The sequence below is a fragment of the Streptomyces abikoensis genome (assembly GCF_014648775.1).
Taxonomy (GTDB): Bacteria; Actinomycetota; Actinomycetes; order Streptomycetales; family Streptomycetaceae; genus Streptomyces; species Streptomyces abikoensis.
The window spans coordinates 1-20157 of the sequence record NZ_BMRT01000008.1; the positions used below are offsets into that span (position 1 = coordinate 1).

At 72.0% G+C, this 20157-nt stretch carries 23 protein-coding genes; 7 read left to right on the plus strand and 16 right to left on the minus strand.

Annotated elements, in window-relative coordinates; genetic code table 11:
- Positions 1-252 precede the first annotated feature (252 nt).
- Positions 253-918 (minus strand): DNA-3-methyladenine glycosylase, encoded by a 666-nt coding sequence (locus IE096_RS23310; RefSeq protein WP_189454831.1) that lies wholly within the window; start codon positions 916-918, stop codon positions 253-255.
- A gap of 55 nt (positions 919-973) precedes the next feature.
- Between IE096_RS23310 and IE096_RS23315 the strand changes: the two genes are divergently transcribed.
- The gene (locus tag IE096_RS23315; protein ID WP_189454835.1) at positions 974-1756 is read left to right on the plus strand and encodes a sporulation protein; all 783 of its coding nucleotides are present in this window, start codon (positions 974-976) and stop codon (positions 1754-1756) included.
- Between the two features lie 63 nt (positions 1757-1819).
- Here IE096_RS23315 and IE096_RS23320 read toward each other — a convergent pair whose 3' ends face one another.
- Positions 1820-2248 carry a barstar family protein gene (locus IE096_RS23320; protein ID WP_189454837.1) on the minus strand — a complete coding sequence of 143 codons (429 nt, stop codon included), beginning with the start codon at positions 2246-2248 and terminating at the stop codon, positions 1820-1822.
- Complete coding sequence (locus IE096_RS23325; protein ID WP_189454839.1) at positions 2245-2670, minus strand: guanyl-specific ribonuclease; 426 nt, start codon at positions 2668-2670, stop codon at positions 2245-2247. The genes IE096_RS23320 and IE096_RS23325 overlap by 4 nt, the downstream gene beginning before the upstream one ends.
- 127 nt (positions 2671-2797) lie before the next feature.
- On the opposite strand from IE096_RS23325, the gene IE096_RS23330 reads away from it, so the two are divergent.
- Positions 2798-3337: a YbhB/YbcL family Raf kinase inhibitor-like protein gene (locus IE096_RS23330; protein WP_189454841.1), complete on the plus strand. Its 540-nt coding sequence runs from the start codon at positions 2798-2800 to the stop codon at positions 3335-3337.
- Positions 3338-3645: 308 nt separating this feature from the next.
- Here IE096_RS23330 and IE096_RS23335 read toward each other — a convergent pair whose 3' ends face one another.
- The 4 genes from IE096_RS23335 to IE096_RS23350 all read right to left on the minus strand — a co-directional run bounded on the left by IE096_RS23335 (position 3646) and on the right by IE096_RS23350 (position 6922).
- Positions 3646-4419 carry a sulfite exporter TauE/SafE family protein gene (locus tag IE096_RS23335; protein WP_189454843.1) on the minus strand — a complete coding sequence of 258 codons (774 nt, stop codon included), beginning with the start codon at positions 4417-4419 and terminating at the stop codon, positions 3646-3648.
- Between the two features lie 108 nt (positions 4420-4527).
- Entirely contained in the window at positions 4528-5475 is a 948-nt protein-coding gene (locus IE096_RS23340) for an SPFH domain-containing protein (RefSeq protein WP_126913550.1), read from the minus strand.
- A gap of 149 nt (positions 5476-5624) precedes the next feature.
- Complete coding sequence (locus tag IE096_RS23345; protein WP_189454844.1) at positions 5625-6050, minus strand: NfeD family protein; 426 nt, start codon at positions 6048-6050, stop codon at positions 5625-5627.
- A gap of 62 nt (positions 6051-6112) precedes the next feature.
- Complete coding sequence (locus IE096_RS23350) at positions 6113-6922, minus strand: ABC transporter ATP-binding protein (protein ID WP_126913552.1); 810 nt, start codon at positions 6920-6922, stop codon at positions 6113-6115.
- 92 nt (positions 6923-7014) lie between these two features.
- Between IE096_RS23350 and IE096_RS23355 the strand changes: the two genes are divergently transcribed.
- Complete coding sequence (locus IE096_RS23355; RefSeq protein WP_189454846.1) at positions 7015-7821, plus strand: Rv1486c family protein; 807 nt, start codon at positions 7015-7017, stop codon at positions 7819-7821.
- A 77-nt stretch (positions 7822-7898) separates the two neighbouring features.
- Here IE096_RS23355 and IE096_RS23360 read toward each other — a convergent pair whose 3' ends face one another.
- The 4 genes from IE096_RS23360 to IE096_RS23375 all read right to left on the minus strand — a co-directional run bounded on the left by IE096_RS23360 (position 7899) and on the right by IE096_RS23375 (position 10662).
- Positions 7899-8246, minus strand: coding sequence for a chaplin (locus IE096_RS23360; protein ID WP_189454848.1), 348 nt, complete (start codon positions 8244-8246; stop codon positions 7899-7901).
- Positions 8247-8447: 201 nt separating this feature from the next.
- Positions 8448-8693 (minus strand): chaplin, encoded by a 246-nt coding sequence (locus tag IE096_RS23365; RefSeq protein ID WP_189454850.1) that lies wholly within the window; start codon positions 8691-8693, stop codon positions 8448-8450.
- A gap of 177 nt (positions 8694-8870) precedes the next feature.
- Complete coding sequence (locus IE096_RS23370) at positions 8871-9521, minus strand: response regulator (protein ID WP_189454853.1); 651 nt, start codon at positions 9519-9521, stop codon at positions 8871-8873.
- Positions 9514-10662 carry a GAF domain-containing sensor histidine kinase gene (locus IE096_RS23375; RefSeq protein WP_189454855.1) on the minus strand — a complete coding sequence of 383 codons (1149 nt, stop codon included), beginning with the start codon at positions 10660-10662 and terminating at the stop codon, positions 9514-9516. Before IE096_RS23375 ends, IE096_RS23370 begins: the two co-directional genes overlap by 8 nt.
- A 102-nt stretch (positions 10663-10764) precedes the next feature.
- Here IE096_RS23375 and IE096_RS23380 point away from each other — a divergent pair, with 102 nt between their 5' ends.
- Both IE096_RS23380 and IE096_RS23385 read left to right on the plus strand, forming a co-directional pair.
- The gene (locus tag IE096_RS23380) at positions 10765-11466 is read left to right on the plus strand and encodes a nitroreductase family protein (RefSeq protein WP_189454856.1); all 702 of its coding nucleotides are present in this window, start codon (positions 10765-10767) and stop codon (positions 11464-11466) included.
- Positions 11467-11840: 374 nt separating this feature from the next.
- Complete coding sequence (locus IE096_RS23385; RefSeq protein ID WP_189454859.1) at positions 11841-12551, plus strand: transglycosylase SLT domain-containing protein; 711 nt, start codon at positions 11841-11843, stop codon at positions 12549-12551.
- 79 nt (positions 12552-12630) lie between these two features.
- On the opposite strand, the gene IE096_RS23390 is transcribed toward IE096_RS23385, so the two are convergent.
- Complete coding sequence (locus tag IE096_RS23390; RefSeq protein ID WP_189454861.1) at positions 12631-15171, minus strand: ABC transporter ATP-binding protein/permease; 2541 nt, start codon at positions 15169-15171, stop codon at positions 12631-12633.
- Positions 15172-15412: 241 nt separating this feature from the next.
- Between IE096_RS23390 and IE096_RS23395 the strand changes: the two genes are divergently transcribed.
- Positions 15413-17182, plus strand: coding sequence for a streptophobe family protein (locus IE096_RS23395; protein WP_189454863.1), 1770 nt, complete (start codon positions 15413-15415; stop codon positions 17180-17182).
- A 95-nt stretch (positions 17183-17277) separates the two neighbouring features.
- Positions 17278-18510: a phosphoserine phosphatase SerB gene (serB, locus tag IE096_RS23400; RefSeq protein WP_189454865.1), complete on the plus strand. Its 1233-nt coding sequence runs from the start codon at positions 17278-17280 to the stop codon at positions 18508-18510.
- A 22-nt stretch (positions 18511-18532) separates the two neighbouring features.
- On the opposite strand, the gene IE096_RS23405 is transcribed toward serB, so the two are convergent.
- The 4 genes from IE096_RS23405 to IE096_RS23415 all read right to left on the minus strand — a co-directional run bounded on the left by IE096_RS23405 (position 18533) and on the right by IE096_RS23415 (position 20040).
- Entirely contained in the window at positions 18533-19051 is a 519-nt protein-coding gene (locus IE096_RS23405) for a SixA phosphatase family protein (RefSeq protein WP_189454868.1), read from the minus strand.
- An 89-nt stretch (positions 19052-19140) separates the two neighbouring features.
- The gene (locus tag IE096_RS23410) at positions 19141-19380 is read right to left on the minus strand and encodes a hypothetical protein (RefSeq protein WP_189454870.1); all 240 of its coding nucleotides are present in this window, start codon (positions 19378-19380) and stop codon (positions 19141-19143) included.
- Between the two features lie 182 nt (positions 19381-19562).
- Complete coding sequence (locus tag IE096_RS31885; protein WP_268248345.1) at positions 19563-19685, minus strand: SGM_5486 family transporter-associated protein; 123 nt, start codon at positions 19683-19685, stop codon at positions 19563-19565.
- Positions 19686-19719: 34 nt separating this feature from the next.
- Positions 19720-20040 carry a hypothetical protein gene (locus IE096_RS23415; protein ID WP_189454872.1) on the minus strand — a complete coding sequence of 107 codons (321 nt, stop codon included), beginning with the start codon at positions 20038-20040 and terminating at the stop codon, positions 19720-19722.
- Positions 20041-20157 lie beyond the last annotated feature (117 nt).

Sequence of the window (20157 nt, forward strand, 5' to 3'; positions counted from 1 at the left end):
GATTCCTTTTCCGGCCCCCTGTTGGAGCGGGGTTTCGCTTTCGGCCTTTCGGCCTCCGGCGTTGACCACTACGTTAGCGGATTTCCCTTCCGGCTCCTAATCGAGCCACCGGAAGAATATTTCGGCACGCCGAAATAGACCCGATCCGGGAAAGTTTCTCGCTGTGGTGGTGGTCGCCGCTCGTCTCGGACGCGCCCAAAGCGCTGCCCGTCTCAAGCGGCTTGCCTACGTTAGGCCCTCTCCGCGCGAGAGTCAAGCACCGGCCTGCCCCTGTCCGCGCTTGCTCCTGTCGCGCGGCACATGGGCCCGGTACGGGCTGACCGTCGGGTCGCCGTCCGCCCAGAAGCGCCAGGGGTGGGTGGCCCCCGCACCGCCCACGCCCGTGCGGGGGCCGTTGCGCACCCGGTCGGTGGGGACGGGGGTGCCCCGAAGGACGGAGAGGGGCGCGTCCGGGCCGGCGCAGATGTCCGTGCCGTTGAGTGAACGGTCCACGTCGAGGGCGGTCGCGAGGCGGGCCGGGCCCTGGGCCAGCTCGCGGTCGTGGCGGGCCTTCGGGCGACGGGAGCGGGCCAGGTCGGCGCCCTTGATCACTTCGCCGCCGCGCAGCAGGACACCGCTGGCGGTGCCCTCGGGGCCGCAGACCAGGTTGAGGCTGAACCACATGCCGTAGATGAAGTAGACGTACGCGTGTCCGGGCGGACCGAACATCGATGCGTTCCGCTCCGTGCGGCCACGGAAGGCGTGCGAACCGGGGTCCTTCTCCCCCGCGTATGCCTCGACCTCGGTGATGCGCAGTTCGATCGGGCCTTCGGGGGTCGTCCGGACGAGGATGCGGCCCAGGAGCTCGGGTGCGACCTCCAGTACGGGACGGTCGAAGAATTCCCGGTCGAGTGGCATACGGTCAGGCGCGGCAGTCATGCCGGTCGAGCGTAGTGGAAGGGCCCGGCGGCCGGGTCCGGGGAGGATGAGCGCGATGGTGTTCAAGAAGCTGATGGCGAGCCTGGGCGCGGGCGGGGCCTCGGTGGAGACGGTGCTGTTCGAGGAGAACGTCGTGCCCGGCGGTGTGGTGCAGGGCGAGGTGCGCATCCAGGGCGGTTCGGTGCCGCAGCGGATCGAGGGGCTGTCCGTGGGGCTCCAGGCGCGGGTCGAGGTCGAGGGGAACGACGGCGAGTACAAGCAGGACGTGGAGTTCACCCGGGTACGGCTGGGCGGGGCCTTCGAGGTGCAGGCGGGGGCGGCGCACGTGGTGCCGTTCGGGCTGGAGATCCCCTGGGAGACGCCGATCACCATGTTCCTGGGCCGGCACCTCACCGGAATGAACGTGGGGGTGACCACTCACCTCGCCATCGCCCGCGCCGTGGACTCGAGCGACCTCGATCCGGTAAACGTCCACCCGCTCCCGGCCCAGCAGGCGATCCTCGACGCCTTCGGCCGACTCGGCTTCTCCTTCAAGTCCGCCGATCTCGAGCGCGGCCGCATCAGTGGCACGCGGCAGCGGCTGCCCTTCTACCAGGAGATCGAGTTCCACGCGCCCGCCGAGTACCGGGGGCTGAACGAGGTGGAGCTGTCGTTCGTCGCGGACGACCGCGAGATGGACGTCGTGCTGGAGATGGACAAGAAGCCGGGGCTGTTCAGCTCGGGCAGCGACACCTACCGCTCGTTCACGGTCGACCTGCAGGCGTACGAGCGGACCGACTGGGCGGCCTACCTCCACCAGTGGCTCGCCGAGGTGGGCGGCAAGCGGAACTGGCTCTGAGCCGGGGCCTGCCGGGAGCCTGCCGGGGTCGGCCCGGCAAGGCCCCCGGCAGGCGGTCGTCGGTCAGCCCAGCAGGACGACCAGCGGCGAGTCCGTACCCGCCCAGTGGCCGACGGCGTCGTCGAGCACCGTCTCCGCGGTCCGGGCGTCGCCCGGTGCCGCCTTGCGGAAGGTCTCCCAGTCCTCGGCGAGCAGCAGATAGCCGCGGAACTTGCCGGAGCCCCACCACGACAGGTCCGTGAGGCAGTCGGCGAGGGCGTCCCAGTTGCGGCCGAAGTACTCGGGGAACTCCAGGTCCGTCGCGCAGCGGTCGAGGAAGGCGGCCTTGTCGTGGACCCCGGAGAGCTGGAGTCTGGCGCCCCGCCAGTCGGCCTCGGCGGCGCGGGCCATGACGTCCGTCGGGGCTTCGGTGGAGGGCAGGTGGTAGATGCCCGGGGGGATCGTTCCGTTGAGGATGCCGGGGAGCCCTGGGGCGGGCAGCGGACGGGTCATGGGTGCACCACCGCTTCGAAGGTCTGGTAGTGGTCGCCGGTGTAGTAGCGCTCGGAGTGCTCGCCGGTGATGACGCGTCTGGCGCCGCGGTTGCGGGCGCCGGGGGTGGGGACGGTGTACTCGTGGTAGTAGCCGCGGGTCTGCTTGGGCAGCCGGTTCTCGTAGTTGCCGAAGACGGTGCCGTCCTTGTCGTACGGGAAGGGGCCGCCCTTGGCGATGAGTTCGAGGGTACGGCGTGCCTCGGGCGGCAGCTGGTCCTCGGTGACGGTCTTCATGCCCTTCGCCCAGGCGGGCACGGAGCCCGGTGGTGGCGTCGTGGCGGCCGGGGTCCGGGGCTTCGCCGCCTTCTGGCTCCCCGACGAGGAGCAGGCGGGGAGCAACAGCAGTGGCAGGGCTGCCAGCAGGAGGGTCAGGGCGCGCATGAGGCGGCTCTGCCGTCGTCCGATGTGTCGAAGTACATGAAGCACACTCCATATGGTCGCAGTGCCGGTGGTCCGGGCGTCGCTAGGCTGGCGCTTTCAGCTGTCCGCGCGTACTGGAGGTGTCCTGGTGTCCGAGCAGAAGCGTCGGCCGCTCCCCCACGATTTTCATCCGCCGGTGCCCTCGTTCCCCGTGGTGAGCGATGACGTGACGTCCGGGGCGAGGCTGAAGGAGGATCAGGTCCTCGCCGGTGGCAATGTGTCGCCGCACCTGCGCTGGGAGGGCGCCCCCGAGGGGACGAAGAGCTTCGCGGTGACGTGCTACGACCCGGACGCGCCGACCGGCAGCGGTTTCTGGCACTGGGTCGTCTTCGACATCCCGGCCGACGTCACCGAGCTGCCGGCGGGTGCGGGCAGCGGGGGGATGAAGGGACTGCCGGAGGGCGCCGTGCACGTGCGCAACGACTACGGCACCCGTGACTTCGGCGGCGCCGCGCCGCCGGCCGGGGACGGTCCGCACCGGTACGTCTTCACGGTGTACGCGGTGGACCGGGAGAAGCTGGGCCCGGACGAGGACGCCTCGCCGGCCGTGGTCGGCTTCCACCTGCGCTTCCACGCGCTGGGGCGGGCGCAGCTGATCGGTGAGTACGAGGTTCCGGCGGCCGGCTGACGTTCCCGCGCCCCGTCGCACGGGGGCGGCGACCGGAAATTCCGTTGCGCCTGGCGGGCGGGGATCGCAGAGTGGTGGTGCCTGACTGACGGCTTCGCATGCGGCCGTCGGGCAGCGGGTACCGCAGTCGCGGGGGCGGTGGGGCGCTGGTGCGCCGGCCGCCTGCCGGAGTCCGGCTCGTCAGCCGGGTGGCCGCGCCTGCTGCTGGAACGCTCCGGGCCCGGTGTTTTTCACGGGGGAAGGGCCCGGAGCGTTCTCTTTCACCCGAGCTCTTTTGCCCGAGCTCTTTCACCCGAGCTGCGTCTGCTTTACCTGAGCAGCATCTGCACGATCGCGACGACGCCCACGACGACGATGACGCCCCGCAGGACCGTGGGCGAGAGCCTGCGGCCGACCTTCGCGCCTATCAGGCCGCCGATGGTGGAGCCCGCGGCGATCAGGAGGACGGCCGTCCAGTCGACGTCGGCGACGAAGACGAAGAAGAGCGCGGCGACGCCGTTGACGACGACACCGATGGTGTTCTTGAGGGCGTTGACGCGCTGGAGGTCGTCGTGGAGGAGCAGGCCCATGAGGGAGAGGTACATGACGCCCTGGGCCGCGCCGAAGTAGCCGCCGTAGGCGCTGGCCAGGAGAAGTCCGGCCAGGAGGGCGGGGCCGCCGTCGGTGGGGGCCTCGGTGCCGTTGCGCTCGCGGCGGCGGGCGAGGGCCCGGGCGAGCCGGGGCTGGAGGACGACGAGCACCAGGGCGAGGGCGATGAGCGCGGGGACGATCGCGTCGAAGGCCTTCGACGGGAGGGCGAGCAGCAGCACGGCTCCGGTGAGGCCGCCGATCAGTGCGGTGATGCCGAAGCGGATGACGCGGGCGCGCTGGCCGCGGAGCTCGCGGCGGTAGCCGACGGCGCCGCTGATGTTGCCGGTGACGAGGCCGATGGTGTTCGAGACGTTGGCGGTGACGGGTGGCAGGCCGGTGGCGAGGAGCACCGGAAAGGTGAAGAGGGTGCCGCTGCCGACGATCGCGTTGATGGTGCCCGCGCCGACGCCGGCGGCGAGGACCGCGAGTGCTTCCCAGATGGACAAGGCCATCTCCTTCGCTTCAGTGTGTCGCCTCCCCGCCCTGAGGGGGTCGGGGGGCCGCACTGATCATGCATGAACGGATCATGCATGGGGAGGGAGAGTCCTGATGTTGATCGTTCAGTCGATCGGGGGCTGCTCGCGGCGCGGGCTCTCCTTGGTGACCTTGGGGGCGCCGCCGCCTCCGCCGCCCGGGGCGCCGAAGCTGCCGACGGCGCCGCTGAGGCCCTTGAGCGCGTCGCCGATCTCGCTGGGGACGATCCAGAGCTTGTTGGCGTCGCCCTCGGCGATCTTCGGGAGCATCTGGAGGTACTGGTAGGCGAGCAGCTTCTCGTCGGCGTCACCGGCGTGGATGGATTCGAAGACCGTGCGGATCGCCTGGGCCTCGCCCTCGGCGCGGAGGGCGGCGGCCCGGGCCTCGCCCTCGGCGCGGAGGATCGCGGACTGCTTCTCGCCCTCCGCCGTGAGGATCTGCGACTGCCGGATGCCCTCGGCGGTGAGGATCGCGGCGCGCTTGTCCCGGTCGGCGCGCATCTGCTTCTCCATCGAGTCCTGGATGGAGGTGGGGGGCTCGATGGCCTTGAGCTCGACGCGGTTGACGCGGATGCCCCACTTGCCGGTGGCCTCGTCGAGGACGCCGCGCAGGGCCGCGTTGATCTCCTCGCGGGAGGTGAGCGTCCGCTCCAGGTCCATGCCGCCGATGATGTTGCGCAGGGTGGTGACGGTGAGCTGTTCGATCGCCTGGATGAAGCTGGAGACCTCGTAGGTCGCGGCGCGGGCGTCGGTCACCTGGTAGTAGATGACTGTGTCGATGTTGACGACGAGGTTGTCCTGGGTGATCACCGGCTGCGGCGGGAACGGGACGACCTGTTCGCGGAGGTCGATGCGGTTGCGGATGGAGTCGATGAACGGGACGACGATGTTCAGGCCCGCGTTGAGGGTCCGGGTGTAGCGGCCGAAGCGCTCCACGATGGCGGCGCTGGCCTGCGGGATGACCTGCACCGTCTTCATGAGGGCGATGAAGACGAGCACCACCAGGATGATCAGGACGATGATGATCGGTTCCATCGTGGCTCAGCTCCCCGTGCCGCTGTCGTAGGTCTCGTGGGTCGTGACCAGTGCGTGGCCGCAATGGTCTTGATCAGTCTTCCAGAACCGGGTGCCCGCGTGCAGGCGTTGGGCCCAGCTCGTCGGATGCGGCCGGTTCCGGCCTACGGTCAGATGACGACGGCCGTGGCGCCGTCGATCTCGACGACGTCGACCTGCTGGCCCACCTCGTAGGAGCGGTCGGCGTGGAGGGAGCGGGCGGACCAGATCTCGCCCGCGAGCTTGATGCGGCCGCCGGCGCCGTCGACCCGTTCGAGGACGACGGCCTGCCGGCCCCTGAGCGCGTCGATGCCCATCGCCGTCTCGCCGCGGCGGGCGCGCTGGCGGTTGGCGATCGGGCGGACGACGGCGATGAGAGCGACGGAGACTACGGCGAAGACCACGAATTGGGCCACCACGCCGGCATGGAATCCGGCCGCGGTGACCGCGGCCGCGACGGCCCCGACCGCGAGCATGCCGAACTCCGGCATGGCGGTCACGACCAGCGGAATTCCCAGTCCGACGGCGGCCACGAGCCACCACACCCATGTGTCCACATGGTCATGGTAGGGGGGTGGCCGCCCGGCGGACAGGGCGTGCGGAGGGAGCTCGGGCTCCCTTAGGCCATCGGGAGGCCCTGGGCCGTCCAGCGGTCGCCGCGCTGCTCGACCACCAGCGGCAGGCCGAAGCAGTGGGAGAGGTTGCGGGAGGTCAGCTCCAGCTCGATGGGGCCGGCGGCGAGCACCTTGCCCTGGCGGATCATCAGGACGTGGGTGAAGCCGGGGGCGATCTCCTCGACGTGGTGGGTGACCATGACCATGGAGGGGGCGAGCGGGTCGCGGGCGAGCCGGCCCAGGCGGCGGACGAGGTCCTCGCGGCCGCCGAGGTCCAGGCCGGCGGCGGGCTCGTCGAGCATCAGCAGCTCGGGGTCGGTCATCATCGCGCGGGCGATGAGGGTGCGCTTGCGCTCGCCCTCGGAGAGGGTGCCGAACTTGCGGTCGAGGAACTCGGTCATGCCGAGGACGTCGAGGAAGGCGCGGGCGCGCTGCTCGTCGACCTCCTCGTAGTTCTCGTGCCAGCCGGCGGTCATGCCGTAGGCGGCGGTGAGGACCGTCTGGAGGACGGTCTGGCTGCGCGGCAGCTTGTCGGCCAGGGCGATGCCGGCCATGCCGATGCGCGGGCGGAGCTCGAAGACGTCGACCGAGCCGAGCTTCTCACCGAGGATCCGGGCGGTGCCCTTGGTGGGGAAGAGATAGCTGGAGGCGACATTGAGAAGGGTGGTCTTGCCGGCGCCGTTGGGGCCGAGGATCACCCAGCGCTCGCCTTCCTTGACCGACCAGGAGACCTGGTCCACCAGAGCCCGGCCCTCGCGGACCACGGATACGTCCACCAGTTCCAGCACATCGCTCATGAGCGCGTTGTCTCCCATTGCAGTCGCTTCGTCGCTTGCGCCTGTCGGCGCAGTCCCCTGGGAAAAACCTACGCCACCGGTTACCGATGGCAGTCCCTAGGCTGGGGGCCATGCTCGATGAGAATCGCTCAGGACGGCTCACGGCGTGGGGAAATGCCCTCCTTGCCGGATTTGCCGCCCCGGATGACGCCGCACACCACATCACCGGAAGTGACGCGGTCCACCGTGTCGTCGGTTTGCCCGGGGAGTCCGGGCCGGTGGGACTCACCCTCGCGCTGGGCCGGCTGAGGGCGCTGGGGGCGACGGGACTGCGGCTGGCGCTGCCGGTGCCGGGGCATCCGCTGGGGCTCAGCGGCCCGCCGGAGTTCAACGCCCGCGCCATGGAGGCCGAGGAGGCGGTCGTCGTCCCGGGGACGGCGCTGGGGCTGGTGCCGGAGGTGTACGAGGCGGGGCCCGAGGGCGATGTCCACGTCGAGGTGGTGTGGCACTGCCTGGCCGTGCGGGACGCGCCGCCCGCCGACGTGCCGTCGCTGTCGGAGGCCGAGCGGGAGCTGGCCGAGGCGCTGCGCGAGGCGACCGAGGTGCTGACCCGGCTGGACGTGGCCGGCTCGGGCCCGGTGGCCCGGGCGGCGCTGGAGGCGTACCGGGCGCGGGCGGAGCGGAGCCGGGAGGTGCTGGCGCCGGGGTATCCGCCGCGGGCGGCGCGGGTGCTGGAGCTGGCGCAGCGGGTCGGGGCGCTGATCGGGATCGCCTACGAGCCGGGGGACGTCCAGGGGCGTGAGCACGGGGGCGCGGTGAGCGCGTCGGAGATCGCGGCGCGGGCGGCGGCGCTGCGGCCGGTGGAGCGTACGGCCCGGCGGGCGCGGGTGGCCGCGTACAACGCGATGGTGGAGGAGCGGGATCGCGGGCGGCACTGATCCGCGCCCGCGCCGGCCGGGCGACGGCGAGGCCCCGCGGGCCGAGGGGTCCGCGGGGCCTCGCCGGGTGCCGTGGGTCAGTCGCGGTCGTGGTGGCCGCCGTGGTGGTGGCTGCTGTTGTGCTCGCTGAAGTGGTGCTCTTCGGTCATGTGGTGGTCTTCGCCGACGGGGCCGTTGATGCAGGTGTTGCCGAACGTCGGGTTCAGGAGGCCGACGATGTCGATGGTGTTGCCGCAGAGGTTGATCGGGATCTGGATCGGAACCTGGATGACGTTGCCGGAGACGACACCCGGCGAGCCCTTGGCGACACCGGAGGCCAGCGCTCCGTCGAACCCGTCGTCGGTGGCGGCGGCGGGGACGACGGAGGCGCCGAGGGCGACGCCGGCCGCAGCCAGTGCGAGGGCGGCCTTCTTGGCACTGTTCATAGGTGCTCTTCCTTCTGATGACTGACCTGATCGACCCCTGCCACGGGGCCCTGCACCTATGAACGCCAATGCACCGCCGACGGCACGGCCATCGACGGTGTTTGCCCTCTTTCGGACGATTGACCACCACCCGGATGTCGGCTCCGCCGGATGCGGAGCCGACCTGCCTACGAGGTGGCGAGGGCTAAAGCGACGAGCTGATTACTCGTTGACGCAGAGGTTGCCCGCGGCCGGGTTCAGGACGCCGACGACGTCGATGGTGTTGCCGCAGAAGTTGACCGGGACCTCGACCGGGACCTGGACGACGTTGCCGGAGGCGACGCCGGGCGACTTCTCCGCCACGCCGTGCGCGCCGTGGGCCCCGTGGGCGGAGGCGGCACCGGCGCCGGCGAGGGCGAGACCGCCGACGGCGAGCGTGACAGCAGCGGCCTTCTTGATGTTGTTCACTCTTCCTATGACCTTCCTGAGTGTTTTGCCAGAGCGTCGCCACGGCTCCCGCCGCGGTTACGCCATGGAAAACGGGCCAGGGCCATTCGGGTTGCTGGGGCGGGTGGGTTATCACACGACCGCATGAATCTCTGATCAGAACGCGACGTTCCGCAACCGGCCGGGGCCGGTCGCGCGTCAGGCTCCGATCCCATGTCGGACGGCCCACAGCGCCGCCTGCGTCCGGTCGGCGAGGTCCAGCTTCATCAGGATGTTCGACACGTGGGTCTTGACGGTCTTCTCGGACAGGACCAGCGCCCGGGCGATCTCCCGGTTGGACCGCCCGTCCGCGATCAGGGCCAGCACCTCGCGCTCCCGCTCGGTGAGCCCGTTGCCTCTCCCCTGGCCCCCGCCGCCGCCCTCGTCCTGCGCCAGCAGGGCGTCCGCCACCTCCGGCTGGAGCAGGACGTGCCCGGCGTGCACGGACCGGATGGCGCCGGCGAGGGCGTCCGGGTCCACGTCCTTGTAGACGTAGCCCGCCGCGCCCGCCCGCAGGGCGGGGATGACGGTGCGCTGCTCGGTGAAGCTGGTGACGACCAGCACCCGGGCGGGGTTGTCGAGCTCCCGGAGCCTGCGCAGCGCCTCGATCCCGTCCATGCCGGGCATCTTCACGTCCATGAGGACGACATCCGGCCGCAGCTCCTCGGCCCGCTCGACGCCCTCGACGCCGTCAGCGGCCTCCCCGACGACCTCGATGTCGTCCTGTACCTCCAGAAAGGTGCGCAGCCCCCTGCGGACCACCTGGTGGTCGTCCACCAGCAGCACCCGGATCGCGCGGCTCTCAGCCACCGGGCACCTCCATTTCGATCGTCGTGCCCTTGCCGGGCGCGGAATCCACGGTCAGGCCGCCGCCGACGCCGTTCGCCCGGTCCCGCATGGAGACCAGGCCCAGGTGCCGGCCGGCCCTGCGCACGGCGGAGGGGTCGAAGCCCTGCCCGTCGTCGGTCACGCGCAGGGCGGCGCCGTGGCCCCGGCGCGTGAGGCTGACGTCCACGGTGCGCGCCCCGGAGTGGCGCAGGGCGTTGTGGAGGGCCTCCTGGGCCACCCGCAGCAGCGCCTCCTCCTGGGCGGCCGGCAGGGCCTTCACGCCCTGGGCGGCGAAGGTGACCCTGGCGGCCGACTGGGCCCGGTCGAGGACCTTGACCTGGGTGCGCAGGGTGGCGACGAGGCCGTCCTCGTCGAGCCCCGCCGGGCGCAGTTCCACGACGGCGGCGCGCAGCTCGTCGGCCGCCTCGGCGGCGAGCCGGGCGACCTGGTGGAGCTCGCCCTTGGCGCGGGCCGGGTCGCGGTCGACGAGGGCGGCCGCGGCCTGGGCGGTCAGCCGTAGGGAGAAGAGCTTCTGGGAGACGGCGTCGTGGAGCTCGTGGGCGAGGCGGGCCCGCTCCCCGGCGATGGTCAGCTCGCGGCTGCGCTCGTAGAGGCGGGCGTTGGTGAGGGCTATGGCGGCGTGCTGGGCGAGGACGCTCAGCAGTTCCTCGTCCTCGGCGGTGAAGCCGCAGCCGCCGGCGGGCTTGGGGCACCTCTTGTTCGCGAGAAATAGGGCGCCCAGGATCTCGTCGCCGTCGGCGACGGGCATCCCGATGAAGTCGCTCATGTCGGGGTGGGCGTCGGGCCAGCCCTCGAAGCGGTGGTCCAGGCGGACGTCGGCGAGGCGCTGCGGGGTGGCCTCCTTGAGCATGGCGGCGAGGATGCCGTGCTGGCGGGGCAGCGGGCCGATGGCCTTCCACTGGTCGTCGCTGACGCCGTCGACGACGAACTGGGCGAAGCCGCCGTGGTCGTCGGGGACGCCGAGGGCGGCGTACTCGGCGTCGAGGAGCTCCCGGGCGGAGACGACGATCGTCTTGAGGACGTCGCGCACCTCCAGATGGCGGCTCATGGCGAGCAGGGCGGTGCTTACGGCCGTGAGGCCGGAGCGGGGGCCATGGGTCATGGGATCACCGTATACAGGGCGCCCGCGCGGGGGATCGGCCTCGGGGCGGCCGGGTCTCGGTCGTCCGGCTTAGGCCGGTGGGCCCGGGGGCACGCTCTCCTCATGTCTATACCAATAGGACGGTGGACCCCCATCCACGGCGAGCCGTACCGGGCCGTGCCGTACCGGCCCGTGCGGATGGGGGCCGAGGAGTCGGTCGGGCGGGCGGCGGAGTTACGGGAGCGGATGGCGGAGCGGCGGACCGTGCGGCGGTTCTCGGCCGATCCCGTGCCGGATCAGGTGGTCAGGGACGCGATCGCGTGCGCGGCGACCGCGCCCTCCGGGGCGCATCAGCAGCCGTGGACGTTCGTCCTGGTGAAGGACCCGGAGGTGCGGCGGCGCATCCGGGAGGCGGCGGAGGAAGAGGAGCGCGTCTCCTACGCGGGGCGGCTGGGCGAGGAGTGGCTGGCGGCGCTGCGTCCGCTGGGCACGGACGAGGTGAAGCCGCATCTGACGGACGCGCCCGCGCTGATCGTGGTCTTCCAGCAGCGCTACTGGCTGGGCGAGGACGGCAGCCGGCGCAAGCACTACTACGTGGACGAGTCGGTCGGCATCGCGGTCGGGATGCTGCTGTCCGCGCTGCATCTGTCCGGGCTGGCGGCGCTGGTGCACACGCCGAGCCCGATGCGGTTCCTGTCGGAGGTGCTGGGGCGGCCGGTGAACGAGAAGGCGTTCGCGGTGATCCCCGTGGGCTATCCGGCGGCGGACTGCGAGGTACCGGACCTGGTGCGCAAGAGCCTGGACCAGGTGCTGGTGGAGGTCTGACCCCGGGCCGGGTCGAGGGCACCTCAAAGCAACGTTTCTGATCGCAAACGCTCCGCAGGGAAGCGGCCACACCGGGTGAGGAACGAGCACGCCCGGTGTGAGCCCGCTCATGGGACGCACATCACGTACGAAGCGGCCTAGTGGACGGATAAGACGCCCATAAGGAGCGGTTCGAGCAGGTGGCGCGCCCTCTGGGCCCGGCCCCGCGAAGGGCGCCGCAACGAAGCGGCTTAGTACGTCACACCTTTGCCAGGGCATTTTGCTGCCGCTAAGAATTTGCTCCGTCGCACGGCGCCGCGAACCGAGGAACGGCGCTCTCAGCGCGCCAGGACGGGCCGGTGCGACTCACGCGATCGGAAGAGGTTCAGCTCAGCATGCGTTCCCCCATCTCTGGCTATACCCGCCTGACCAAGGTCCACACGTTCTCCGCGGCCGGGATCGCCGCGGCCGGTGTCGCCGCCCTGGCGTTCGCGGTCGTGCCGAACGGTTCCGCCGACGCCGAGCAGTCCCAGGCGGTGAAGCCGGTGGCGTGGAACGCCTCCGCCTTCGGCGAGACCCAGCAGGCCGAGCTGAACAAGCAGGCGGACCGCGCGGCCGAGCAGGCCAAGAAGGACGCCGAGAACAAGAAGAAGGCCGAGGCGGAGGCCCAGGCCAAGGCGAAGGCCGACAAGGAGCGCGCCGAGAAGGAGGCCGCCAGCCGGTCCGAGGAGCGCAAGCCGGTCGCTGCCGCCGCCGCTCCCGCCGCGCCCGCCCCCAAGGTCTACGCCAACAACCTTGACGGCTGGATCAAGGAATCCCTGGACATCATGAAGGCCAAGGGCATCCCGGGCACCTACAACGGCATCTACCGCAACATCATGCGGGAGTCCACGGGCAACCCCAACGCCATCAACAACTGGGACTCCAACGCCGCCGCCGGCATCCCCTCCAAGGGCCTGCTCCAGGTGATCGACCCGACCTTCAAGGCGTACCACGTCGAGGGCACCTCCTGGAACATCTACGACCCGGTCGCCAACATCACCGCCGCCTGCAACTACGCGGCCAAGGTGTACGGCTCGATGGACAACGTGAACTCCGCCTACTGACGGCCGGAGGACACAGCTACGCCGAAGGGCGGCACCCCCGTGCGGGGTGCCGCCCTTCGGCGTGTTCATGGACAGGCCGTCACTTGCGCATGACCTCCGGCTCGTGGCGGCGCAGCAGGCGGGCGACCGCGATGCCGCAGACCACGCCGATGGCGATGAGCGCGATCATGTCCAGGCCCCAGATCCCCGCCGAGTGCTCCCACAGCGGGTCGAGGTTCTTGGGGTCGTTCTTGTCCATGGGCGCCATGATGTGCGACAGGTCCAGCGTGGCGCCGGCGGCGCCGATGGCCCAGCGGGAGGGCATCAGCCAGGCGACCTGCTCGATGCCGGGCGAGTCGTAGATCTTGAACATGATGCCGGTGAAGACGACCTGGACGATCGCGAACATCACCAGCAGCGGCATGGTCTTCTCGGAGGTCTTCACCAGCGAGGAGATCACGAGGCCGATCATCATCGAGGTGAAGCCCAGAGCGATGATCACCAGGCAGAGCTCGGCGGCGGGCAGGGCCTTGATGATGACGCCGTGCTCGGGGAGCTTGCGGACCGAGAAGCCGATCGCGCAGATCAGGACGCCCTGCACCGCGGTGATCACACCGAGGACGACGACCTTGGACATCAGGTACGCCGAGCGGGACAGGCCGACGGCCCGCTCCCGTTCGTAGATGACCCGTTCCTTGATCAGCTCACGGACGGAGTTGGCCGCTCCGGAGAAGCACGCGCCGACCGCGAGGATCAGCATGATCGTGCCGGCGTCCTGGTTGAAGTGGCGCGGCGCGGGGGCGCCCAGTCCGTAGTCGGACGGGATGACGGTGCTCACACCGCCGAGGACGGCGGGGAGGAGCAGCATCAGGGCCAGGAAGCCGCGGTCGGAGGCGATGACCGAGCAGTAGCGGCGCATCAGCGTCCACAGCTGGGAGCCCCAGCTCTGCGGCACCGGCGGGCGGACCACCTGCGGCTGGACGTGGACGGACTGCGGGGCGACGGCGTCGATGTCGGCCGCGTACATCTGGTAGTGCTGCGAGCCCTTCCAGCGGCCCGCCCAGTCGTAGTCGCGGTAGTTCTCGAACGCCGAGAAGACGTCGGCCCAGGTCTCGTAGCCGAAGAAGTTGAGCGCCTCCTCCGGCGGGCCGAAGTAGGCCACCGAGCCGCCCGGGGCCATCACCAGCAGCTTGTCGCAGAGCGCCAGCTCGGCCACGGAGTGGGTGACCACCAGGACCGTGCGGCCGTCGTCCGCGAGGCCGCGCAGCAGCTGCATGACGTCGCGGTCCATGCCCGGGTCGAGGCCGGACGTGGGCTCGTCGAGGAAGATCAGCGACGGCTTGGTCAGCAGCTCCAGGGCGACCGAGACGCGCTTGCGCTGGCCGCCGGAGAGGGCGGTGACCTTCTTGTCCTTGTGGATGTCGAGCTTGAGCTCGCGCAGCACCTCGTCGATGCGGGCCTCGCGCTCGGAGGCCGCGGTGTCGCCGGGGAAGCGGAGCTTGGCCGCGTAGCGCAGGGCCTTACGGACCGTGAGCTCCTTGTGGAGGATGTCGTCCTGCGGGACCAGGCCGATGCGCTGGCGGAGCTCGGCGAACTGCTTGTACAGGTTCCGGTTGTCGTAGAGGACGTCACCCTGGTTGGCGGGCCGGTAGCCGGTGAGCGCCTTGAGGAGGGTGGACTTTCCGGAGCCGGAGGGGCCGATGACGGCGATCAGCGACTTCTCGGGGACGCCGAAGGAGACGTCCTTGAGGATCTGCTTGCCGCCGTCGACCGTCACCGTCAGATGGCGGGCCGAGAAGGAGACGTCACCGGTGTCGACGAACTCCTCGAGGCGGTCGCCGACCAGCCGGAAGGTCGAGTGACCGACACCGACGGTGTCCTGGGGGCCGATCAGCTGCTGCCGGACCGGCTGACCGTTGACGTACGTGCCGTTGTGGGAGCCGAGGTCGACGATCTCGAAGCCGCCGGGGGTGGCCCGGAACTCGGCGTGGTGACGGGAGACCTGGAGGTCGGAGACGACCAGGTCGTTGTCGAGGGCACGACCGATGCGCATCACCCGGCCGACGGCCATCTGGTGGAAGCGGGTCGGGCTGTCGCCGCCGCCCGTGCCGGGCGCCTGGCCCTGCGGCTGGGCGGCCTGCTGCTGCGGCGCGTACGGCTGCTGCCAGCCGCCCTGCTGCGGCACCTGCTGGTACTGCTGCGGAGGCTGGTGCCCCCAGCCCTGGGCGCCCGGCTGCTGGTACTGCTGCGGGGCCGGCTGGCCGGGCTGAACCGCCGGGGCCATCGCCGTCTGGGCGCTGTAGATGTCGGCGGCCGGCGCGGCGGGGGCGGCCGGGGCGGCGGCGGAGAGGTTCAGCCGCGGGCCGTCCGTCGCGTTGCCCAGGTGGACGGCCGCACCGGGGCCGATTTCCATCTGGTGGACACGCTGGCCCTGCACATAGGTGCCGTTGGTGCTGCCGTGGTCCTCGATGAGCCAGCCGTGGCCGCCCCACCGGACGGTGGCGTGTCGCCAGGAGACGCGGGCGTCCTCCAGGACCATGTCACCCTGCGGGTCGCGCCCGAGGGTGTACGACCGGGACGGGTCCAACGTCCAGGTCTGTCCATTCAATTCCAGTACGAGTTCCGGCACTCCATGCCCCACTATTTGTCCCCCGATGAGCCCCCTGCACGGGGGAGTCTAGGGATGGCGAACATCGGGAGGAACTATTTCAGGCGCAGTCCCCCAACCAAAAGTCGGGAGCCTCACGACCGTGTACCGGCCCTGTAACAGGCGCCGTTGACCGATGCGAAACGCGCCCTGACAGTAGTAACCGCCCGGGGATGCGCGGGATCGTCGCGGATCGTCCGCTTCCGGGGTGACTGGTAGGGACCGGGGGGCCGTGATGACGTTGACCAGCGGCAGCCGCGCGGCGCGCGGCGCCGATCTCGTACTCACCGCGATAGCCGCGGTGAGCTGGGCCTTTCTCGCCATGGCGGGAGTCGCGGCGCTGGGGCTGCATCTGCTGGGCGCGGACGCGGCGGGGTCGCTGGGCCCGCTGACGGCGGCGGTGGTCGTCCTCGCGGTCGGCGGCTCCATCACTCCCTCGGGCTCGGTCGAAGCATTCGGGCTCACGGGCGCCGGGGCGCACACCACCATCGACATCGCGCCACTGGGCGTCAGCCTGGTGGGGGCGTTGTCGCTGGGGATGGTGTTCGCCCGGTCGCTGCGGCCGCTGGGGCCCGCGGTGCGGGGGTCCGAGCTCCTCGCGCGGGCGGCCGCGGTCGCCCTGCTGTTCCTGCTGGTCCTGGGCGGGCTCGTGTGGGCGGCCTCCTCCACCGTCACCTTCGACGGCGGCGATCTGGGCCTCGGCGGAGCGGGCGGCACCACGCGGATCCCGGGGCTGGGCGACATCGGGGACATCGGGGGCGGTCTGCCCGGCCGGCTCGGGGATCTGGCGCAGGCCAAGGCGTCGGTGGGCTTCTCGGTGCGGCCCGGGGCGTCGCTGCTCGGCGGCCTGGTGTGGGTGCTGGGCGTCCTGCTGGTGACGCTGCTGTCCGCCCGCCGGGCCCCGCTCCCCCGCCGCTGGCAGGCGGCCCACCGCGCGGTCCGCCCGGCGGCCTCGGCGCTGCGCTCGGTGCTGGTGCTGGCGGTCGTCGCGGGCCTGGCGGCCGCCGGGGTCGCGGCGGCGGGCGACGCCCACCCCCGGCGGGTGCTGGGCGCGGCCGTGCTCGGGGCGCCGAACGGGGTGTGGCTGGGGGTGCCGCTGGGACTGTTCGTCCCCCTGCGGGGCACGGCGAGCGGGTCGCTGCTCCAGGTGCTGCCGCATCCGCTGGACGAACTGCTGCGCGCCGGGACGGACCAGTCGGTGACGGTGGGCCGGATCGCCGACCTGGAGCCGCTGGTGTGGCTGCTGCCGGTGGGGTGTGTGCTGCTGATGCTGACGGCCGGGGTGCTGACCGGGGCCCGTACGCCCCGGGACGGGGCCGGGCCGGGGGCGTACGCGTGGCGGTGCGGGCTGGCGCTGGGCGTGGCCACGGCGGTGGCGCTGCCCCTGCTGGTGCTGGCGACGCGGGTCAAGGCGGACGCCGGCCTGTCGGTGCTGGGCGTCGACGCCCTGGGGGCCGGGCTGGAGCTGTCCGGCAGCGTGCCCCTCGCCCTGGCCCTGGGGGCCGTGTGGGGACTGGGCGCGGGGGCGTTCGGCGGGCTGCTGGCGTACGCGACGGGGGCGGCGGGGCGGCGGGCCTCGGCCCACGCGCGCGCCCGGCGCCCCGAGGAGGGCCGCCCGGGAGAGGGCCGCAGCTACCCGGACCTGGCGTACGTTCCGGGGCCGTACGCCCCCTCGCCGGGGTACCGGCCCTCACGCCCGGACACCAACCCGTATCTGCGACCGCCCGGGGAGGGCCGGCCCGGGGAGGCCCCTCCCGGCGGGGGGCCTGCAGGCGGGGGGCCTCCCGGTGGGGAGCGCGGTGCGCGCGGGCCTTCGGGGGCGCCCGGTGCGTCCGGCCCCTCCGGGGATTCCGGCGGGCAGGACCCCTTCACCGCGCCGACGCAGACCGGCCGTCCGCCGGTGCCGCCCCCGCCCCGGCGGCGGCCGGGGTCGCCGTACCGGTACGGGTCGTCGCCGGTGCCGCCGCCGGACGAGCCGCCGCCCGCGCCGTGGCGGCGTCCGTAGGACCCGCCGGGGAGCCGTCATGGGGGCGTCGTGGGGGCGCCATGGGCGGGCTGAGTTGTCAGCCGGGACAGGTGTGCGGATACCGTAGGACCACCATGAGCGCATCGCAGATCCCCGCTGCCGCCGTCGCCACCGGCGATGATGTCCCCACTCTCCTTGTGAAGATCTTCGGGAAGGACCGGCCGGGCATCACGGCCGGCCTCTTCGACACCCTCGCCGCCTACGCCGTCGACGTCATAGACATCGAGCAGATCGTCACCCGGGGACGGATCACGCTGTGCGCCCTGGTCACCGCCCCCGTCGGCGGCGGAGCCACCGAGGGCGGGCTGCGGGCCACCGTGCACAGCTGGGCGGAGTCGATGCACCTTCAGACGGAGATCATCTCCGGCCGGGGCGACAACAGACCGCGCGGTGTCGGCCGTTCCCACGTCACCGTGCTCGGGCACCCGCTGACCGCCGAGTCGACCGCCGCCATCGCGGCCCGCATCACCGACACCGGCGGCAACATCGACCGCATCTTCCGGCTCGCCAAGTACCCCGTGACGGCCGTGGAGTTCGCGGTCTCGGGCACGGACACGGAGAAGCTGCGCACCACACTGGCCACCGAGTCGGCGGCGCTGGGCGTGGACGTGGCCGTGGTGGCCGCCGGGCTTCAGCGCCGGGCGCAGCGGCTGGTGGTGATGGACGTGGACTCCACTCTCATCCAGGACGAGGTCATCGAGCTGTTCGCGGCGCACGCGGGCTGTGAGGCCGAGGTGGCCGAGGTGACCGCGCGGGCGATGCGGGGCGAGCTGGACTTCGAGGAGTCCCTCCACGAACGGGTGGCGTTGCTGGCGGGGCTGGACGCGTCGGTGGTGGAGAAGGTGCGGGCGGAGGTCCGGCTGACGCCGGGCGCCCGCACGCTGATCAGGACGCTGAAGCGGCTGGGCTTCCAGGTGGGTGTGGTCTCGGGCGGGTTCACGCAGGTCACGGACGATCTGCGGGAGCGGCTGGGGCTGGACTTCGCCTCCGCCAACACGCTGGAGATCGTCGACGGCAAGCTGACCGGCCGGGTCACCGGGGAGATCGTGGACCGGGAGGGCAAGGCCCGGCTGCTGCGCCGGTTCGCGGCGGAGGCGGGAGTCCCGCTGGCGCAGACGGTGGCGATCGGCGACGGCGCCAACGACCTGGACATGCTCAACGCGGCCGGGCTCGGGGTGGCGTTCAACGCCAAGCCCCTGGTGCGGGAGGCGGCGCACACGGCCGTGAACGTGCCGTTCCTGGACACGGTGCTGTACCTGCTGGGTGTCACCCGCGAAGAGGTCGAGGCGGCCAACACCCACGAGTGACGACCGCCCCGTCCGCCGGCCGTCAGGCGTGCGGCGTCCAGAAGGCGACGAGCCGCCCCACGCCGTGCTCGACGGACTTCCAGGACCCGCTGAAGGTCAGCACCGCGACCGCGGCGGTGGGGAAGCCGGAACGGTTCATCCGGGCGAGGAGATCGCCGTCGGCCTCGCCCGCGAGGGCGTCGGCCAGGGCGTGCATCCCGGGGTTGTGCCCGATGAGCACCAGGTCGGCCACCTCGTCGGAGACCTCGTTGAGCAGGGCGATCAGCTCGCCGAGGGACGCCTCGTACATCCGGTCCTCGTAGACCGTACGGGGGCGCTCGGGCAGCTCGGAGACGGCGAGCTTCCAGGTCTCGCGGGTGCGCGCGGCGGTCGAGCAGAGGGCCAGTTCGGGGGTGACACCGGAGCCGGCGAGCCAGCGGCCGGCGACCGGGGCGTCCTTGCGGCCGCGGTCCGCGAGGGGACGTTCGTGGTCGTCGCCGTCGGACCACTCGGCCTTGGCATGCCGGAGAATGACGATCCTGCGGGTCGGGTCGGAGCTCATGCCGTCCAGCTTCGCATGAAACGCGCGGCGAGGCGCGGGGTGTTGGCGGGCTCGCCCCCTCCGGGCGGCGGCCTTCGACGCGCGGGCGCTCACGGCGCCAGACGCTCCGCGGCGTACCGCGCGAAGCGCACCACTTGCGCGACCGCGCCGCCCCCTGAGGCGCCGGCGTCGGAGGGGCCGTCGGCCGAGGCGGGCGAGGCGGTCAGCAGGAACGTCAGCAGCAGGAGGAAGACCGCGAGCGCGGCGGTGGGCAGGGCCACGGCCCACCAGGTCAGCCGGGTCCGGTTCCGCCGGGGGACGGCGGCGGGGGGCTGCGGGCCGGCGGTCATGGGGGTCTCCTGGGAGGTCGGGTGCGCCGCGCCGTCGCGGCGTACTACGAACCTACGGAGACCCGCCACCTTCCCCCATCCGGCCTTCCACCCAATCGACCCTGACCTCCGCCCCCTAGGGGACGGTGGGGCCAGCCCCACCCCGGCCGGGCGGACGGGCCGGCGGCGTCGGGCCGGTGGCGTCAGGGGGAGGCGAGGGTCGCGATCACGCTGATGACGACGGTGATGCCGAGCATCACGCCGAGGATCGTCAGCAGGGCCTTCTGGCCGTTCTTGGGATTGGGGTTCTCTTCGAGGACCGGCATGCGGACAAGTCTCCCACCCGCGCCGAACCGCCGGTCACCCGGGTGCGTGGGTGACCCAGGCCCGGCGGATGCCCAGCCAGCAGCGCTGGGCGAGGACGACGTGCCGGGCGGGCCCGACGGTGACGGGGGCGGTGTCCATCGCCGGGTCCCACCAGTGGACGCACTCGACGTGCAGCTGGACGCGGTCGGGGGTGGCGTTGCCGTTGAAGCAGTGGGTGACGGCGTGGGAGCCGTGGAGACGGGTGTGGCACTCGGCCTCGCGGGGCGTCGGCGGCGCGGGGGCGATCGCGGTGGTGCCCAGCAGGGCGAGGGTGGCGAACAGCAGCACCGCCGCACGCCGTATCGGGGGGCTCATGCCCGTCCACCTCCCTCCTCCCCCAGTGTGCGGGCGCGCGTCGCGCCGCACGACCCGGGAGACGCGCGATGCCCGCCCCGGCGGGTGGGCCGGAACGGGCATCGCGGAGGTGTGTGC

What these genes read in the sequence shown, in the direction of transcription:
- IE096_RS23310 (WP_189454831.1), bottom strand. Translation starts at nt 918, where the DNA reads ATGACTGCCGCGCCTGACCGTATGCCACTCGACCGGGAATTCTTCGAC.
- IE096_RS23315 (WP_189454835.1), top strand. Translation starts at nt 974, where the DNA reads ATGGTGTTCAAGAAGCTGATGGCGAGCCTGGGCGCGGGCGGGGCCTCG.
- IE096_RS23320 (WP_189454837.1), bottom strand. Translation starts at nt 2,248, where the DNA reads ATGACCCGTCCGCTGCCCGCCCCAGGGCTCCCCGGCATCCTCAACGGA.
- IE096_RS23325 (WP_189454839.1), bottom strand. Translation starts at nt 2,670, where the DNA reads ATGCGCGCCCTGACCCTCCTGCTGGCAGCCCTGCCACTGCTGTTGCTC.
- IE096_RS23335 (WP_189454843.1), bottom strand. Translation starts at nt 4,419, where the DNA reads ATGGCCTTGTCCATCTGGGAAGCACTCGCGGTCCTCGCCGCCGGCGTC.
- IE096_RS23340 (WP_126913550.1), bottom strand. Translation starts at nt 5,475, where the DNA reads ATGGAACCGATCATCATCGTCCTGATCATCCTGGTGGTGCTCGTCTTC.
- IE096_RS23350 (WP_126913552.1), bottom strand. Translation starts at nt 6,922, where the DNA reads ATGGGAGACAACGCGCTCATGAGCGATGTGCTGGAACTGGTGGACGTA.
- IE096_RS23355 (WP_189454846.1), top strand. Translation starts at nt 7,015, where the DNA reads ATGCTCGATGAGAATCGCTCAGGACGGCTCACGGCGTGGGGAAATGCC.
- IE096_RS23360 (WP_189454848.1), bottom strand. Translation starts at nt 8,246, where the DNA reads ATGAACAGTGCCAAGAAGGCCGCCCTCGCACTGGCTGCGGCCGGCGTC.
- IE096_RS23375 (WP_189454855.1), bottom strand. Translation starts at nt 10,662, where the DNA reads ATGACCCATGGCCCCCGCTCCGGCCTCACGGCCGTAAGCACCGCCCTG.
- IE096_RS23380 (WP_189454856.1), top strand. Translation starts at nt 10,765, where the DNA reads ATGTCTATACCAATAGGACGGTGGACCCCCATCCACGGCGAGCCGTAC.
- IE096_RS23385 (WP_189454859.1), top strand. Translation starts at nt 11,841, where the DNA reads ATGCGTTCCCCCATCTCTGGCTATACCCGCCTGACCAAGGTCCACACG.
- IE096_RS23395 (WP_189454863.1), top strand. Translation starts at nt 15,413, where the DNA reads ATGACGTTGACCAGCGGCAGCCGCGCGGCGCGCGGCGCCGATCTCGTA.
- serB (WP_189454865.1), top strand. Translation starts at nt 17,278, where the DNA reads ATGAGCGCATCGCAGATCCCCGCTGCCGCCGTCGCCACCGGCGATGAT.
- IE096_RS23405 (WP_189454868.1), bottom strand. Translation starts at nt 19,051, where the DNA reads ATGAGCTCCGACCCGACCCGCAGGATCGTCATTCTCCGGCATGCCAAG.
- IE096_RS23410 (WP_189454870.1), bottom strand. Translation starts at nt 19,380, where the DNA reads ATGACCGCCGGCCCGCAGCCCCCCGCCGCCGTCCCCCGGCGGAACCGG.
- IE096_RS31885 (WP_268248345.1), bottom strand. Translation starts at nt 19,685, where the DNA reads ATGCCGGTCCTCGAAGAGAACCCCAATCCCAAGAACGGCCAGAAGGCC.
- IE096_RS23415 (WP_189454872.1), bottom strand. Translation starts at nt 20,040, where the DNA reads ATGAGCCCCCCGATACGGCGTGCGGCGGTGCTGCTGTTCGCCACCCTC.